Annotated in this window: 14 protein-coding genes and 1 tRNA gene; 8 read left to right on the top strand and 7 right to left on the bottom strand. The window is 64.9% G+C overall.

The window, feature by feature from the left end; genetic code table 11:
• Positions 1-314: 314 nt before the first annotated feature.
• Genes NATPE_RS04680 through NATPE_RS04690 form a run of 3 tightly spaced genes read left to right on the top strand, consistent with a single transcriptional unit; the run spans position 315 to position 2377 of the window.
• Positions 315-899 carry a biotin transporter BioY gene (locus NATPE_RS04680; protein ID WP_006179922.1) on the top strand — a complete coding sequence of 195 codons (585 nt, stop codon included), beginning with the start codon at positions 315-317 and terminating at the stop codon, positions 897-899.
• 19 nt (positions 900-918) lie between these two features.
• The gene (locus tag NATPE_RS04685; protein WP_006179921.1) at positions 919-1623 is read left to right on the top strand and encodes an energy-coupling factor ABC transporter ATP-binding protein; all 705 of its coding nucleotides are present in this window, start codon (positions 919-921) and stop codon (positions 1621-1623) included.
• A gap of 49 nt (positions 1624-1672) precedes the next feature.
• Positions 1673-2377, top strand: coding sequence for an energy-coupling factor transporter transmembrane component T family protein (locus NATPE_RS04690; protein WP_006179920.1), 705 nt, complete (start codon positions 1673-1675; stop codon positions 2375-2377).
• A 318-nt stretch (positions 2378-2695) separates the two neighbouring features.
• Here the strand turns inward: NATPE_RS04690 and NATPE_RS04695 are convergent, their stop codons facing one another.
• Positions 2696-4450 carry a transposase gene (locus tag NATPE_RS04695; RefSeq protein WP_081597626.1) on the bottom strand — a complete coding sequence of 585 codons (1755 nt, stop codon included), beginning with the start codon at positions 4448-4450 and terminating at the stop codon, positions 2696-2698.
• Between the two features lie 105 nt (positions 4451-4555).
• Here NATPE_RS04695 and NATPE_RS04700 point away from each other — a divergent pair, with 105 nt between their 5' ends.
• Together NATPE_RS04700 and NATPE_RS04705 are read left to right on the top strand one after the other, a co-directional pair.
• Positions 4556-4903 carry a hypothetical protein gene (locus NATPE_RS04700; protein ID WP_015298774.1) on the top strand — a complete coding sequence of 116 codons (348 nt, stop codon included), beginning with the start codon at positions 4556-4558 and terminating at the stop codon, positions 4901-4903.
• Between the two features lie 281 nt (positions 4904-5184).
• Positions 5185-6471, top strand: a complete 1287-nt coding sequence (locus NATPE_RS04705; protein WP_006179917.1) for a polysaccharide deacetylase family protein — start codon at positions 5185-5187, stop codon at positions 6469-6471.
• 257 nt (positions 6472-6728) lie between these two features.
• Here the strand turns inward: NATPE_RS04705 and NATPE_RS04710 are convergent.
• Together NATPE_RS04710 and NATPE_RS04715 are read right to left on the bottom strand one after the other, a co-directional pair.
• Positions 6729-6802 (bottom strand) — tRNA-Thr (locus tag NATPE_RS04710).
• Positions 6803-6894: 92 nt separating this feature from the next.
• The gene (locus NATPE_RS04715) at positions 6895-7884 is read right to left on the bottom strand and encodes a class I SAM-dependent methyltransferase (RefSeq protein WP_006179916.1); all 990 of its coding nucleotides are present in this window, start codon (positions 7882-7884) and stop codon (positions 6895-6897) included.
• A 143-nt stretch (positions 7885-8027) separates the two neighbouring features.
• On the opposite strand from NATPE_RS04715, the gene NATPE_RS04720 reads away from it, so the two are divergent.
• From NATPE_RS04720 to NATPE_RS04730, 3 genes are all read left to right on the top strand, one after another.
• The gene (locus NATPE_RS04720; RefSeq protein WP_006179915.1) at positions 8028-8444 is read left to right on the top strand and encodes a Rieske (2Fe-2S) protein; all 417 of its coding nucleotides are present in this window, start codon (positions 8028-8030) and stop codon (positions 8442-8444) included.
• Positions 8445-8516: 72 nt separating this feature from the next.
• Entirely contained in the window at positions 8517-9305 is a 789-nt protein-coding gene (gene dph5, locus NATPE_RS04725) for a diphthine synthase (RefSeq protein WP_006179914.1), read from the top strand.
• A 59-nt stretch (positions 9306-9364) separates the two neighbouring features.
• On the top strand, positions 9365-10201 hold the full coding sequence (locus NATPE_RS04730) for a hypothetical protein (RefSeq protein ID WP_006179913.1): 837 nt from the start codon (positions 9365-9367) through the stop codon (positions 10199-10201).
• 21 nt (positions 10202-10222) lie between these two features.
• Here the strand turns inward: NATPE_RS04730 and NATPE_RS04735 are convergent, their stop codons facing one another.
• From NATPE_RS04735 to NATPE_RS04750, 4 genes are all read right to left on the bottom strand, one after another.
• Positions 10223-11308, bottom strand: a complete 1086-nt coding sequence (locus tag NATPE_RS04735) for an alpha/beta fold hydrolase (RefSeq protein ID WP_006179912.1) — start codon at positions 11306-11308, stop codon at positions 10223-10225.
• 153 nt (positions 11309-11461) lie between these two features.
• Positions 11462-12721, bottom strand: a complete 1260-nt coding sequence (locus tag NATPE_RS04740) for an MFS transporter (protein ID WP_006179911.1) — start codon at positions 12719-12721, stop codon at positions 11462-11464.
• 48 nt (positions 12722-12769) lie between these two features.
• Complete coding sequence (leuB, locus tag NATPE_RS04745; RefSeq protein ID WP_006179910.1) at positions 12770-13750, bottom strand: 3-isopropylmalate dehydrogenase; 981 nt, start codon at positions 13748-13750, stop codon at positions 12770-12772.
• 92 nt (positions 13751-13842) lie between these two features.
• Positions 13843-14757: a DMT family transporter gene (locus tag NATPE_RS04750; RefSeq protein ID WP_006179909.1), complete on the bottom strand. Its 915-nt coding sequence runs from the start codon at positions 14755-14757 to the stop codon at positions 13843-13845.
• Between the last annotated feature and the right edge of the window lie 96 nt (positions 14758-14853).

A 14853-nucleotide genomic window follows, 5' to 3' on the forward strand; every position in this document is an offset into this window, starting at 1 on the left:
CTCGCAGTACGGACTCCCATCCCACATCACGGGGTCGAAGCGAGCCATAAGCACGACCGGTCGTTTCGGTTAGCACGGCGGGACAATTAGGGATTACCGCTCCCCGGTCCGCGAGAACCCACCGTAGGTAGCCTCTCTCATCGCTTTCTCCCACCTTGAGCGGTGTCCGGGACCGTCACGCGAACTGGAACGAAGCGCCCTGTTTCGGCCGGGCCGTCCCGGCTCGAACCGCCGCTCGAGCCGTTCTGTCACCGGCCTTACTGGAGGTTTCGGAAACCGAAGTATTGATCCGGGTTTACGAGAGAGCGGGGGGTATGGCAACGGAACGGAATTCGGTCGAGTTAGTCGACGACGACGCTGTCCGCTCGTTCGCGCGGGCGGCCGTCCTCGCGGCACTGATGGGGGCCGCGGCCGTGGTGGGATCGATCCCGATCCCGCTCTCGCCGGTCCCGATATCGCTCGGAGTCCTCGTCGTCTACCTGATGGGGCTGTATCTCGGGCCGTACTGGGGGACGGTCTCGATCGGGCTCTACCTGACCGCCGGCACGATCGGAATCCCGGTGTTCGCGAACGGGACCGCCGGAATCGGCGTTTTGATCGGTGAGACCGGCGGCTATCTCTGGGCCTATCCCCTCGCCGTGATACTGACCGGGCTCGCGGTCCACGGCACCGACGACCTCGCGGACCCCGCCGACACGTCGACGCCGGTCCTCGCCGCGGTGTTGCTCGCGGGGCTGATCGTCATCTACGGGCTTGGGACCGCGTGGCTCGGATACGTGCTGGAACTGGGCGCAGTCGAGGCGGTCCAGCTCGCCGTCGTCCCGTTCGTGCCGGGCGACCTGCTGAAGATCGTCGCCGCGATCGCGATCGTCAAGGCCGGCCGCATCGATCCGACGTGACCGTCCGGAGGGCGAGCAGATGATCGAGTTCCGGTCGGTCTCCTACGCGTTCGAGGACGTGTCGGTCCTCGAGGACGTCTCGCTGACGATCGAGGACGGCGAGTTCGGCCTGCTGGCGGGAGCAAACGGCAGCGGGAAGACGACGCTATTGCGTCACTGCAACGGCCTCCTGACGCCCGACGACGGCGAGGTACTGGTCGACGGCACGCCCGTTTCCGACGACCTGATCGCCGCGCGCTCGAGCGTCGGGATGGTCTTCCAACACCCCCGCGACCAGTTCGTCTCGGCGACCGTCGGCGCGGACGTCGCCTTCGGCCCCGAGAACCTCGGCCTCGAGCGAGCCGAGATCGATCGCCGCGTCGACGCCGCCCTCGAGGCGGTCAACATGGCGGGCCGGGCGGACGACCGGATCGATGCCCTCTCGGGTGGCGAGCAGTCCCGAGTCGCCATTGCGGGCGCGCTCGCGATGGACCCTTCCCACCTCGTCCTCGACGAACCCTTCACCGGTCTCGACGAGCCCGCACGCCGTTCGGTCCTCGAGCGACTCGCGGCCCTGTCGGCCGACGGCACTGGGGTCTTGCTCGCGACCCACGACCTGCGGGACGTGCTGGGACTGGCGGACCGGGTGATCGCGATGCAGGATGGACGGGTAGCCGTCGACGGCTCGCCCGACGACGCGCTCGAGGACCTCGCTGGTCTCGAGGTACGGGTGCCCGACCGGTGATCACGATGACCGAACTGTTACTCCCACCACGCGCGTTCGGGGGCTGCCGATGCTGACCTATGAACCGGACGAGACGCTGGCCCACCGGCTCGACCCACGGAGCAAGCTGGCGGTCCAGATCGGGTTCGCGGCGACTGCACTGGCCCATCCGACGCCTCGAGCGTTGCTGGTGCTATCGGTGGTGACCGTCGTCGTCCTGGCAGCGGCGCGTGTCTCGCTCCGCCGGACCGTCGCCGCCTACCGGTACGCGCTCGTGGTCCTCGCGATCGCGCCGGTGCTGGCCGGCGTCACGATCGGCTCCCCCTGGTTCGACCGCGCGGACGCCCTCACGTCGGGGCTGGCGAGTTATCGGGTCCTCCTCATCCTGCTGGTCAGCGCGGCGTACGTCCGATCGACGCCGGTCCGGGACTCGCGGGCGGCGATCCAGCGGACGATTCCCGGCAAACCCGGGCAACTGCTCGGGATCGGGATCGCACTCGTCTTTCGGTTTCTTCCCGTCCTACAGGGCGATCTCCGCACGATCCGCGAGGCGATGGCCGCCCGGCTCGGGACCGAACGCGGCACGGTCGACCGGATCAGCACGGTCGGCATGCTCGGACTGACACGGGCCTTCGACCGGGCCGACCGCCTCTCGCTCGCGCTCCGCGCACGGTGTTTCGCGTGGAACCCCACGCTGCCGCCCCTCGCCTTTTCCCGCCTCGACTACCCCGTCATCGCGTTCGCCCTCTGTCTCGCGCTGTCCGCATTCTACTGATCCTCGCCCGTTCGCACCGTTCGAGACGGAGGATTTCCCGACTCGAGCCGTCGGTCGCGGTAAACACCGTCCTCGAGCCGCCCCGTTCTCCAGTGGCGGGTTCGGACCGTCTCGGTCCCCACGTTTCTGGGATGTAGAGCGTCTACAAACGAGCTTCGGAGGAACCAAATAAAATCCGAGTAGATATCTCTCGAATCCTATGTCGCAATCCTTGGTTCGCTAAGCAAGATGTGCTGAGCAGCGTTCAACACACGATTTAGGAGATAGAACGCGAGTCCTACGGCTTGCCGCAGGCGAGCGACACCGAGTGCTTTCCGCTTAGCCACCTTGTCGGAGAGATTGACTGACCGCCCGGACGAATGTCCTGGCGGTCACGACCGGCGGCGACCTGATCTCGCGGTCTGTTCCGAGCTTCACCAAGTAATCGGTAAGCCTCCAGAGATTGTACAACAATGCTGCGAACGTGAAGCTGAACAACCGAACACGGTAGTCTTTTGAGGACGTCTTGGGAAGAAACGCTTTCACCGACTTGTACTGATTTTCGATATCCCAGCGTCGGCTGTAGCTGTTGGTGACGTGCATGATCTCCTCGGGAGCGACGTGATCACGGTTGGTCACGAACACGGCATAGCTTCCGTCAGCTTCCTCATCAGTCGCTGGTACGTACAGGAACTCTGCAGTGTGGTGGAGTTCGCCATCAATGGCGAACGGAACATCGTTCTTGACAGCGGCGTCAACTCCTTCTTTGCTCTTGATTTTCTTGATCGCCTCGTAATCGTCTTCATACTTCGGTACTGGCGTCAGGTACACAAGCCCGCGGTCGTGAATCGTTGCGTACACCTCGTTACTGTAGAATCCCCGGTCTAGGAGCACTTCGTCGAGATCGACGTACTGCTGGGCTGTGTCCAGCAGTACGTCAACTACATCCGCCTTCGAATCGGCTGGCGCATCTTCCGGTTCCCACGCAGAGCGTTCCTTGACTGGCTCGATACCCAGGATGATTGGGACATCGTTCCCGACGATCGTGATCGTCGCGAACGTATACCCGTGCTTGATTTCACCGTCTTCTTTGTACCCGCTGACCATCGGCGGATACTCTGCTTTCGGGATTTTCTCGTCCTTGTCGATCCACGGCCAGACGTGGTAGGGAACGTGTGTGAAGTCGACGGCCGCCACGACGTGGCGGTCGTCGAAGGGATCCTCGTGACGAATCGTCTTGAGGATATTTTCGGTCGCCGCGTTGAACGAGGCCATCACAGCCTCTCGATACAGCTCAGTGAACGCGACGATATCCTCGATCTGCAACTCCTGAACGGAGCGCGTTACTTCCTCGTCGGATGGCGTCGCAAACTGCTTGATTACTCGGAGAAACGTCGAGTCGTCACAGATCTCGTTCTCTTCAAGGAACCACCCAGCTTCTCCCTCTGAATGAGCGCTCCCCTGCGTGAGGCACGCGTTGGAGAACAGATCAAGGATCTGTTCATCCTCATAGACCCTGTTGTCGGCTCTATCGGAGTCGAACTCGGCGAAGCCGTGTCGGCGAGCGAGTTCGACGACCTTACTCCCGTGCTCGCGCACGTGTGCGCGAGACACTGTCGAATCGGATTTATCGTCGTTCGCTTCTTTTTCATCCAGGTTAATTGGAATGAGTGCCTCCGAAATAACGTCGTGATCACGGGCTTCACGAGCTATTCCCTTCGCAGCGGCCTCAAGCGTGGTCTTGGTTTGCTCGCTGAATTGGTTCCAAGCGTATGAGAGATTCTGCTGAGTCGGCACCCTGTTCAAACCTAGCTGTTTCAGCAGTGCTGGACGGTTCTCAAGCCGATCTGCGACCTCGCTTTGGGCGAGGTCGTAGATCGTCTGGTAGATGTAGACTCGTGCCATTGACTCGGTTCCGAACGAGACTTTGTGCTGTTGTCGAGTGTCTGTTAGTCCATCCACGGGAATCGAGACGTCTCCAAGTACACGCCAAAGATGATCAGCTGTTTCACAGACTTTCTTGGCGTGGATGACGATCGCCCCCGCCAAAGCGGGGGCATCGTCATCAACTGCAGGAGTGATGTTAGATGCCATTAACAGTCAGTCCAGATACTGAAACCGAAGGAGAGACTCCCCATTAGGGCACCTCATTTGGACCCACGCCGAACGGTTATTTACGCGCCAAGAGCTACTTGGAGTATGGCTCAAGATGGATCCCTTGTTGAATCGCTTCCAGACCGCCCACTCAAGGATACTGAGCGTGACTCACTCGAACGACACGAGAGCATCCAGTCAATAATGCCTCAGACGACGAAATTTGATCCGGAACACGGGATGGTTATGGACACCGCGATGTTCATTGGCTACGACTGGGTGACAGCCGTGACCTACGAAGCAGGTCACGGCTGGAGGATTATCTACGAGAGCGGTATGGAAGATAACATCCTCTCAGATGGGTTTCTGCGAAGCGAAGAGCTCTACGAAGAGCATCCGATTCAGCAAGGAATGGACGCTATGAGCGCTGTTGCCTCGGAAGACGAAGAATAGTTTCTTTTTCAAACAGCTTCTCTGAGGACGATCGTAACGGGTGTCAGCTGTATGGTGGTTTGTAGAATTTGAGATCCCGAAGTTGTGGGTCCCACCATCATCGATTTGATATCGCTATAATTGGTTTATCGTCGGTCGACAGTGGGGCACAGATCCACCGACGGGCCGCTACCTGACCTCCCGGTCACCGACCACAGCCAGCACGTAATCCATCGGTAAGATCCCGTTACGATGATATTCACTGCTCTTAACGAATACCCGCCGGCCCGCTCGAGACGGTAATGCGCCGTCGTGATCTCCTGATCGCCGGACTCGGCAGTTGCGTCGCGGGGTGTCTCTCGCGTGAGTCGACGAGTGGCCCCCGGAACGACTCGACGGGAATCGAACCGGACGGGAACGGACCGAGCGACGTCGACCCGGACGACGACCCCGCCGAAGACACGGCGTCCGACGCCGTCGATCCGTCCCCGTTCGAGGACTTCGAAGACCTGTCGCCGTGGACCAGCGACGGCGGAACGCTGACCGCTGACGACGCGACCTACTACAGCGGGACACAGGCCGCGCGGATCGATGTCCGACCGCGGGACAGGCGCGGCGCGATCCGCCGGACGTTCGCGGAACCGGTCGATCTGACCGGCAACGGCCTCTCGCTGGCGCTCCGCGCCACCGCGGACATCTACCCTCGGATTCAGCTGTTCGATACCGACGGCAACCGGCTCGACCTCCGCGCACCGGTTCGTGCGGGAGTGCCGTTCCAGTCGTATCCCTTCGGGATCGATCACGACGGTGGCTGCGATCGCTCGGCCGTCAGCGAACTCCGGATCCTCACCTATACGGGCGGCGGCGAGTCGCTGTCGCTCTGGTGTGACCACCTCGCGCGGACGCCCCGCCCCGACACTCCCGTCGTCCTCTTCCAGTTCGACGACGGCAGCGTCACCGACTACACCCAAGCGGCACCGATTCTCGAGTCACACGGCTACCCCGCGACGACGTTCGTCAATCCGGACGCCATCGGGGGACGCGACGCGCTCGACCTCGAACAGCTCGCGGAGTTACAGGCCGGCGGGTGGACGGTCGGGAGCCATGCGCACAGCCACGACTCCCTCTCGAGCCTCGAGCCGGCGATCCAGGAAGCACGCATTCGCGAGGGCAAACAGTGGCTCATCGATCACGGGTTCGAAGCCGGTGCCGAGTACTTCGCCTATCCATACAGCGACTACGACGCCACTACGCTCGAACTCGTCGACGAGTATCATCGGCTCGGGTTCGCTGCGGGGTGGCCGGCGACCGGCCGGGTCCCCAACCGACTGCTGGCTCCGCGGCGCGGCGACCCCGACCCGGCCGAAGCCAGGCGGCTGCTCGATCTGACGATCCGGCACGACGGCGTCCTCACGCTGCTTTTTCACTCGATGTGGGACCTCGCCGACGCCGAGTACCACGTCGACGACTTCGAGGCGATCGTCGACTACGTTCACGAGAAAGAACGCAAGGGAGACCTCGAGGTGTGTTCAGTGGCGGAGTTCGAGTCGCGCCTGGTCGCTGCGGAGTCGCCCGCTCCCTACAGATAGCCACGTCTCGGTCAGCGGGTCGCTCCGGACTCGTCCGACACGACGGGAGTCCGCCAGTTGCGTCGCTCGCTCCAAGCCGAACCGGCTATAGAGCCACTGAAAGTCACTGCACACCTGACCGCACGACAGCGTTGCGATCAGTGTGTGAATCGTTTCAGTGGTTCTATAGAGACGTGACTCACGGCGGCGCAGCCGCATCGTCGATTCGAATCCGACACGGCTCGCTTCGCTCCGCATGTGATGTTCGTCGCAGAAAGAGCCGGAGGAGGGATTTGAACCCTCGACCTAATCCTTACGAAGGATTCGCTCTGCCAGTCTGAGCTACTCCGGCGCGCACTCGGTTATAGGACCGATACCGATCATAAGGGTTGCGAATCGATCCGGTCATGGGAGAGAGTTACGCCCTCGAGCCCGTTATTCGAGTCACCGCTCGAGGCGGACGTCCAGACAGACGTTCAGCTCGTGGGGGGCATACGAGCGGACGGTGTGGCGGGTCTCGACGGTGACGTCGTACTCGGGTTCGGCGGCCGCGCGGATCGCCCGCTCACCCGGCCCGAACGGGTCGTCTTCGTGCTGGATGTCGTAGTAGTGGAGGGTGCAGTCGTCGCCCGCGAGGGTGACCGCCGCCTCGAGGAACTCGTCGGCGCTGTGGGGGAGGTTCATCACGAGGCGGTCGGCCCAGTCCGCGTACTCCGTCGCGACCTCACGAACGTCCTCGTTGATGGCGGTCACCCGCTCTTCGACCCCGTTCCGGGCGGCGTTCTCGCGGAGATACTCGATCGCGTCGGGATTGAGATCGACGCCGACACACGTCGCCCCGCGTTTAGCAAACGGGATCACGAAGGGGCCGACGCCGGCGAACATGTCGAACGCGCGCTCGCCGCTGCTCACCTGTTTTGCCACGCGGTGGCGCTCGGTCGCGAGTCGCGGCGAGAAGTAGACCTCGGCGAGATCAAGCAGGAACTCACAGCCGTACTCGCGGTGGACGACCTCGGTGTTCTCGCCCGCGAGCAGTTCCCAGTCCCGGACCCGCGTCTCTCCCTTGACCTTCGAGGCCTTGTTCAGCACCGTCTCGACGGGGAGATCCGACTCGAGAACGGCATCAGCGATCGCCCGCGCGCGCTCAGGATCGTCCTCGTCGATGAGCGCGGCCCTCCCGAGCCGTTCGTAGGTGGGGTCGAACGCGAGCAGATCGGCGGGTGTCGTCTGCTGGTCGCGCTCGCTGACCGTTCGGGAGACGATCTCGCCGCCCTCGAGCAGGGCAGCGGTGGCGTCGGGGTCGGCGACGGGGATGTAGAGCCATCCGTCCTCGACGGCGATCTCGTAGTCGTCGTCGATCAGGTCCGCGTCGGCCAGCGCCGACCGCACCGCTTCCCCATCCTCGCGGGCGACGCGAGCGCACGGGACTTCCATACTCGAACTGACCGGTGGGCCGCCGTAACGCTGACGTTTTCGCCGACGATCGACGAGGGGTGTCCATAAATCAATAAACGATATATAGAATGTCGCGGTCATCGGGAACGTTTTCCGCTCGACACACGAACCGTTTCCCCGAGATGGACGGAACGCGACTCACGACCGTCGAGACGGTCCACGAGAACCGGTCGTGGCTGTTTACTGTTCGCGATCAGTACGGCGAACCCGACGAGGCGATTCTGGTCCCCTGTGAAGAGGGGGTCGAGGCATGGATCAATCGCTGTACGCACGAGGCACAGCGGCTCGACACGGGGCGCGGTGTGGCGATGCGTGACGGCCAACTCATCTGTCCGAAACACGGGTCCATGTTCGACAGCTGCTCAGGTTACTGCGACAACGGCGAGGCGGCCGACACGACCTTGCCCGCCGTCGACGTCACCGTCGAGGACGGCGTCGTCTATCTGACCGATGACGGCTTCAGTTTCGCCTCCGAGGGCGAGATCGATGACGAAGACGAGGACGACGGCCCGTCGTCGACCTCGCATATCGGGTTCTGAGCGGTTCGTGCCGGCAAACGACCGGAACGTCGTCTCGAAAACGTATTCCGCACGCTACGACTACGCCCTCGTATGCTCACCTTCATCGGCCTCGGACTCTACGACGAGCGGTCGATCACCGTCGAGGGGCAGGAGGCCCTCCGGGCGGCCGAGCGCGTTTACGCCGAGTTCTACACCAGCGAACTGATCGGAACGACGATCGAAGACCTCGAGTCCCACCACGACATCGAGATCGAAGTCCGTGACCGAGCGGGCGTTGAACAACACCCCGAGGACATGCTCGAGGCAGCGGCGACCGAGGACGTGGCCTTCCTGACCGCGGGCGATACGATGATCTCGACGACCCACGTCGACCTGCGACTGCGGGCCCACGACCGCGGGATCGAGACGCAGGTTATCCACGGCGTCACGGCTCAGACGGCCACCAGCGCGTTGACCGGCCTCCAGAACTACCGGTTCGGGAAGGCGACGACGCTGCCCTTTCCCTACGCCCACGGTGCCGACGGCCTCCCCGCGAGCGTGACCGAAACGATCGACGCGAACCGTGCGGACGGGCTCCATACGGTCGTCTACCTCGATATCAAGATCGGCCACGAGCGAACCGACGAGGACGAGTACATGACCGCCGATGTCGGCGCCGAGTTGCTCGCCGATGAATACCCCGATCTCGTGGGTGTCGTCGTCGCACGCGCAGGCAGCCCCGACCCGCTCGTCGAGGCCGGGACCATGACCGAACTCGCCGACCGGGAGTTCGGCGACCCGCTGCATCTGCTCGTCGTCCCCGGGGAGTGTCACTTGCTCGAGGCAGACGCGCTCGAGGAACTGGCCGGTGCCGACAGGGATTCACTCGATATCGCCTGACTGCGACGACCGGGGACGGACGCCGGGGGATTTACGGTCGGTGCGGGTAAGGATGGCCCATGAGCGGTCCGGCGGCCACGGACGATGGGCGCGACGCCGAGGAGTCGGCGGCCGGCGAGCGGGACGACCTCGATCGGGAGACACTCGAGTTGGCCCGTGAGGAACTCCGGTCGACGTTCGACTATCAGGTCGCACGCATCCAGGAGATCGACGAGAAGGCGATCGAGATCCTCAAGGCGAACCTCCTGTTGGTCGGGCTCGTCGTCACCGGCGGTTCGATCGTCGTCCAGACGACGATCGATATCGCGCCGTTCGTCAACGCCTTCACGATCGCCAGTGCGCTCCTGCTGTTGATTTCGACAGGACTCGCGGGCGTGACCTACACCGCCTCGAACCTCCGGGGCGGGATCGACGGCGACGCGGTCGAGGCCGCACTCGCGACGGCACGGGCCGATCCGGCCACCGACGCCGACCGGTTCGAGGTGCGACTGCTGCGCAGCTACGGCCGGTGGATCGAGTACAACGCCCGGGTGACCGCCGTCAACGACATGTTCGCGACGATCACCGTCCTCATGGTAATCGCCGCGTTCGTCTACGCCGTCGCCGGGATTCCGGTCGGCGTCCTCGACCCGTCGGCGCTCGTCTCGGCGCTTGCCTTCCTCGTGCTGACGGCCGTTTTGCTGTGGCTCGGGGCGTTCGCGTACTACATGGACCATCTCGGTGCGAACGACGACAGTTGGGAGGGCACTTTCGACGGCGTCAGGATCTCGAAGGGCGTCACCCGCAAGCGCGGCCTCTCGACGCTGCGGACGATGCGCAGCGAGGGCGCGACCGACGAACGGGAGGAAGCGGCGGCCGAGGCCGACGCGATTTCGAAGCGGGACTCGAAGTCCTGATCCCCTACCGCAGCCACGATCTCAGCCCCGAAGCACCGACTCGAGCCGATCGCCGAAGTCCCCCGGCACCTCGAGATGGGGTGCGTGGCCGGTGTTGCCGAAGACGATTTCCTCGAACTCGCCGCCGCGGTCGGCGTAGCGCTCGCAGACGGCACGGGTCTGGTCGACCATCGGCTGGGGCGGGAAGACGTCCTCACCGGGCCAGTCGGGGAGTTCGCCCATTCGGCCGAGCGTCCCCAGATCGAACAGCGAGGCGTTCGAGACGATCTGATCGGAGTCGCCGCGGATCCACGTGATCGGCGGCTTCTCATCGGGATCGATCTCGGTGGTCGCCTCGAGGTCGCAGTACTTGGGCGAGATGGCGTTGTTCACCCCGGTTTCGCCGGGAGCGATGCCAGGCCAGTTGTCGCTGGGGTTCGACGAGCCGGGGTAGTTCCCGTCGCCGGTGGCAGTATCGAGCATCCCGGTCAGATACGACTCCTCGCGCTCGGCGTCGAACTCGTGGGTCGGATCGACGTAGTAGGTCCGCAGGACCTTCCGCGGCGAGGTTTGGCCCTCGACACCACGGTCGCGGTCGGCGAGGCCGGCGACGAAGGCGTCGTTCCCGATCCCGCCGCCGGAGCCGGCGTAGTCGTCGAAACACGGCGTTCCCTCGACGTCTTTCGTCCCGCCGAAGCCGTACGGCGACAGCGGGTTGACGAGGACGAGGGCCGCGACCGCCTCGGGGTAGTCGATCGCGTACCGCATCGCGACCCCGCCGCCGTTGGACCAGCCGACGAGGACGACCGGCTCCGCGAGGTCGAGATCGCCCAGCAGCGCGTGCAGGTCCCGCTCGAAGTCGCCGAGCCCGTTCGTCGCGTCGACCGGTTTCGCCTCCGAGTCGCCGTATCCTCGCAGATCGGGTGCGATCGCCCGATGGCGACCGGGCAGGTCGGCCATCACGTCCTCGAAGAACCGCGAGGAGGAGACGTTCCCGTGGACGAAGACGACCGTTTCGCCCCCGTCACCGGCCCGATCGGTAGCCCCCGACTCGAGGTAATGGGTCCCCAATCGCTCCGTTTCGACGAACCGTGAGTCGACCCCGGCGAGGGTGTCGTCTCGCAACATGGCCGCCGGTACCACGGCCCCCGTGATAACTCTCTGGCCGGAACGGGGTTCGAACTGCCGTCGCGGCGGGCTCATACGGGTTACTGTCAGTCAGTACCGGTGTCCCCACGCTCGTCCTGCGGGTACACCGGGAAACAGTGACAATAATCCGTGTCAGTCGTCCGCCGTCACGCCGTCAGGGGACCGCCGGCCGGAGCGACGGCGAAGCGTCCCGCCGATGAGGGCGGCGACCGCGGCACAGGCGGCGACGACGACGAACAGCACGGTCGGCGTCGATCGCGTCAGGACGAACCCGGCCAGTGACGAGCCGACCGCGCCGACGCCGAAGATCGCTGTATACGAGTAGCCAAAGGAGAGACCCCGCGCGTCGGCCGGCGTGTACGCCGAGATCGCCTCCTGATTGATCGGGGCGATCATGAACGTGAGAAAGCCGAGGGCACCCCCGACGACCAGCAGCGGCGCGAGCCCCGCGTTCGTCGACGGGACGAACGCGAGCGCGACGGCGGCGAGGGCCGCGTAGCCGCCCAGCAACACCGTCTCGAGTCGCGCGCGGTCGACGAGTTTGCCCCCGACGTACTGACCGACGCCACCCACGAGCAAGAGCCCGGAGTAGACGTACTGGCTCGGCTCGAACGAGCGGCCGCCAAGCGCCACCGGGTCGAACAGCGACAGGTCCGCGAGGATCTCCGGCAGGAACGTAAACGTCGCCCGGTAGTAGACGCCGTAGAGGATCCCTGTCGCGAAGACGAGGGTAAAACCGACGGTGAACAGCCGACGGGAACTGGCGACGAACGCCGCGAGGCTGCGGGGTTGCTCGCGCTCGGTCGCGGTGCCGTCCGCGTCTCGGGCCGCACTCCCGGCGGTCTCGTCGAACTCGAGTCGCCAGCCGACGGCCGCCGCGAGGACGACCGGCACCAACAGCAGGGCGGCGACGGTTCGCCAGCCGACGAATGCCAGCATGACCGCGGCGAGCAAGGGCCCGGTCGCGACGCCGACGTTGCCCGCTGCGCCGTGATACGCGAAGGCGGTCCCCCGCGCTTTCGTCCCGCGACTGAGCAGCGCCAGCCCGGCCGGGTGATAGAGGCTCGCGGCGGCCCCCCACAGCAGCAATCCGACCGCCAGGACGGCGACGCTCGGAGCGACGGCGACGAGCGCGAACGCCGCGCCCATACCGAGCAGGCAGGCGAGGATGAGTCGCTTGGAGCTGACCCGGTCCGCGAGCAGCCCGCTCGGGAGCGCGCCGACCCCGATCAGAGCGTAGCTTGCGCCGACGACGGTGCCGAGAAACGCCGCCGTCGTCGAGAACCGTTCGAGCCAGATCACCACGAAGATCGGAATTACCAGCTCGTAGGTGTGGAACATGGCGTGGCCGAGCATGGCAAAGGCCGTCACGGCCCGATCGTTCCGATCCATGCGGTGTTGGGCGATCCCGTGCTACTAAAAAACGGCGAGTGACCCCCGTTACAGGCGATCGATGATCGCCGCAGTCACGTCCTCGGTCGAGGCGTCACCGCCCAGATCCGGCGTTCGCGGGCCGTCTTCAAGCGTCGCCTCGACGGCCGTGTGGACCCGGTCGCTCTCGTCGTCGTAGCCCAGATACTCGAGCAACATCGCCGCAGAGATGATCGTCGCTGCGGGGTTGGCGACGCCCTCGCCGGCGATGTCGGGCGCGGTGCCGTGGACGGGTTCGAAGAGGGCGCGGTCGGGACCGATGTTGGCCGAGGGGAGCAAGCCGAGACCGCCGACCAGTCCCGCGGCGAGATCGGAGAGGACGTCGCCCGCGAGGTTCGGACAGACGACGACGTCGAACTGTTCGGGGTCGAGACAGACCCGCGTCGCGAAGGCGTCCATCAGCACCTGATCGGTCTCGACGCCGTTCTCATCGGCGACGCCTTTGACCGTATCGCGGAAGAGCCCGTCCGTCTCGCGCATGACGTTTGCCTTGTGGACGATCGAGAACCCGTCGTGGTCGTCGCCGGCGACGTAGTCACAGGCGAACTCGGCGAGGCGTTCCGACGCGGATTCCGTGACGACGCGGGTCAGCGTCGAGACGTCCTGTGTCAGTCGATCCTCGTGGCCCGCGTAGACGCCCTCGGTGTTCTCCCGGAGGAAGATCAGGTCCGTCTCGGGGCGGACGGCGTCGATGCCGGGATACGCCTTCGCCGGGCGGACGTTGACGAACGAATCGACTGCCTCCCGGAGCGGCAGAATAACGTCCGCGGCCGTGTCGCCGGCCGCACCGAACAGCGTCGCGTCGGCCGACGCCGCCAGGTCGTAGGTCTCCTGTGGCAGCGCCTCACCGGTCTCGTCTTTGACCGCGTCGCCGGCCTCGGCCTCGACGAACTCGAAGTCGGGCTTGAGTGCCTCGAGTACCTCGACGGCGGCCGGCGTCACTTCCTGTCCGATCCCATCGCCCGGGATGACGGCGATCTCGTGTGTCATGCCCAATCATCGTCGCGGGGCCGAAAAGAGGGTATCGATACCGGTATCATGCCACTCGCGGCTCGAGCCAACTGTCCCGACCCGCTTGCCAATCAGGGGCTTCCGACGCCCGTCGAGAACCCAACCGCGTCGGCGATCGCGCGCCGCTTGAGCAAGGCGAAGACGACTGCGACCAGTCCGAAGCCGGCGACGGTCAGTGCCCCGATCTCCTCGCCCAGCAGGACGACGCTCGCGATCGTCGCGACGATCGGGACCAGATAGCCGATCAGCGCCGCCTCGAACGCGCCGTATTCCGCGAGGACGCGGAAGTAAATCATGAAGGCGATCGCGGTCGCGAAGACCCCGAGATAGAGCAGCGCGCCCATCGAGACGGGGCCGATCACATCGGTGCTGGGCAACTCGCCGACCGCGAGGCTGACCGCGTGCAAGACGAGGCCGCCGACGAGCATCGACCAGCCGACCAGCGGCAGTTGCTCGAGCGTCGGGCCGGCCCGCTGGATCAACACGCCGCCGAGCGCGACGCTACAGACCTGCCCGACGATGAGCAGCTTCGAGGCGGTGTCGCCGGCGAGCAGGTTGGCCGGATCGGGCTGGATCACGAGGCCGACGCCCAGAAAGCCGATCGCCGCACCGACGGCCCCGAGCGGCGAGAGTCGCTCGCCCAGTAGCGGAATGGCCCACAGCGCGGTGATGATCGGCACCAGCCCCTGTAAGATCGCAGCGACGCCGCTCGGCACCGTCTGCTGGCCCAGAAAGAGCAGGCCGTTGCCGGCGATGAGGAAGACGCCGCCGCCCGCGACCGCGAGCAGGTCGTTCCGTGCGGTCGGTCGCCACCGCTCGACCCGGATGACGGCCGCGGTCAACAACAGGACCGCCGCGATGTCGTACCGTGCGGCCGCAAAGAGCAGCGGCGGGAGATACTCGAGGCCGATCGAGATCGCCGGGAAGGAAAACCCCCAGAGAACGGCGAGTACCGCGAAAAGAGCGCCGTCTAGATATCGAGTCATACCACGCCGTAGTCGGCTAGAGCCGAAATATCCCGCGATAGCGGCGATCCCCTGCCGCTTTCAGTGTGTCCTGTTTCGCAAACCGTGGACCGAGGC

It is taken from the genome of Natrinema pellirubrum DSM 15624 (assembly GCF_000230735.2).
Lineage (GTDB): Archaea > Halobacteriota > Halobacteria > Halobacteriales > Natrialbaceae > Natrinema > Natrinema pellirubrum.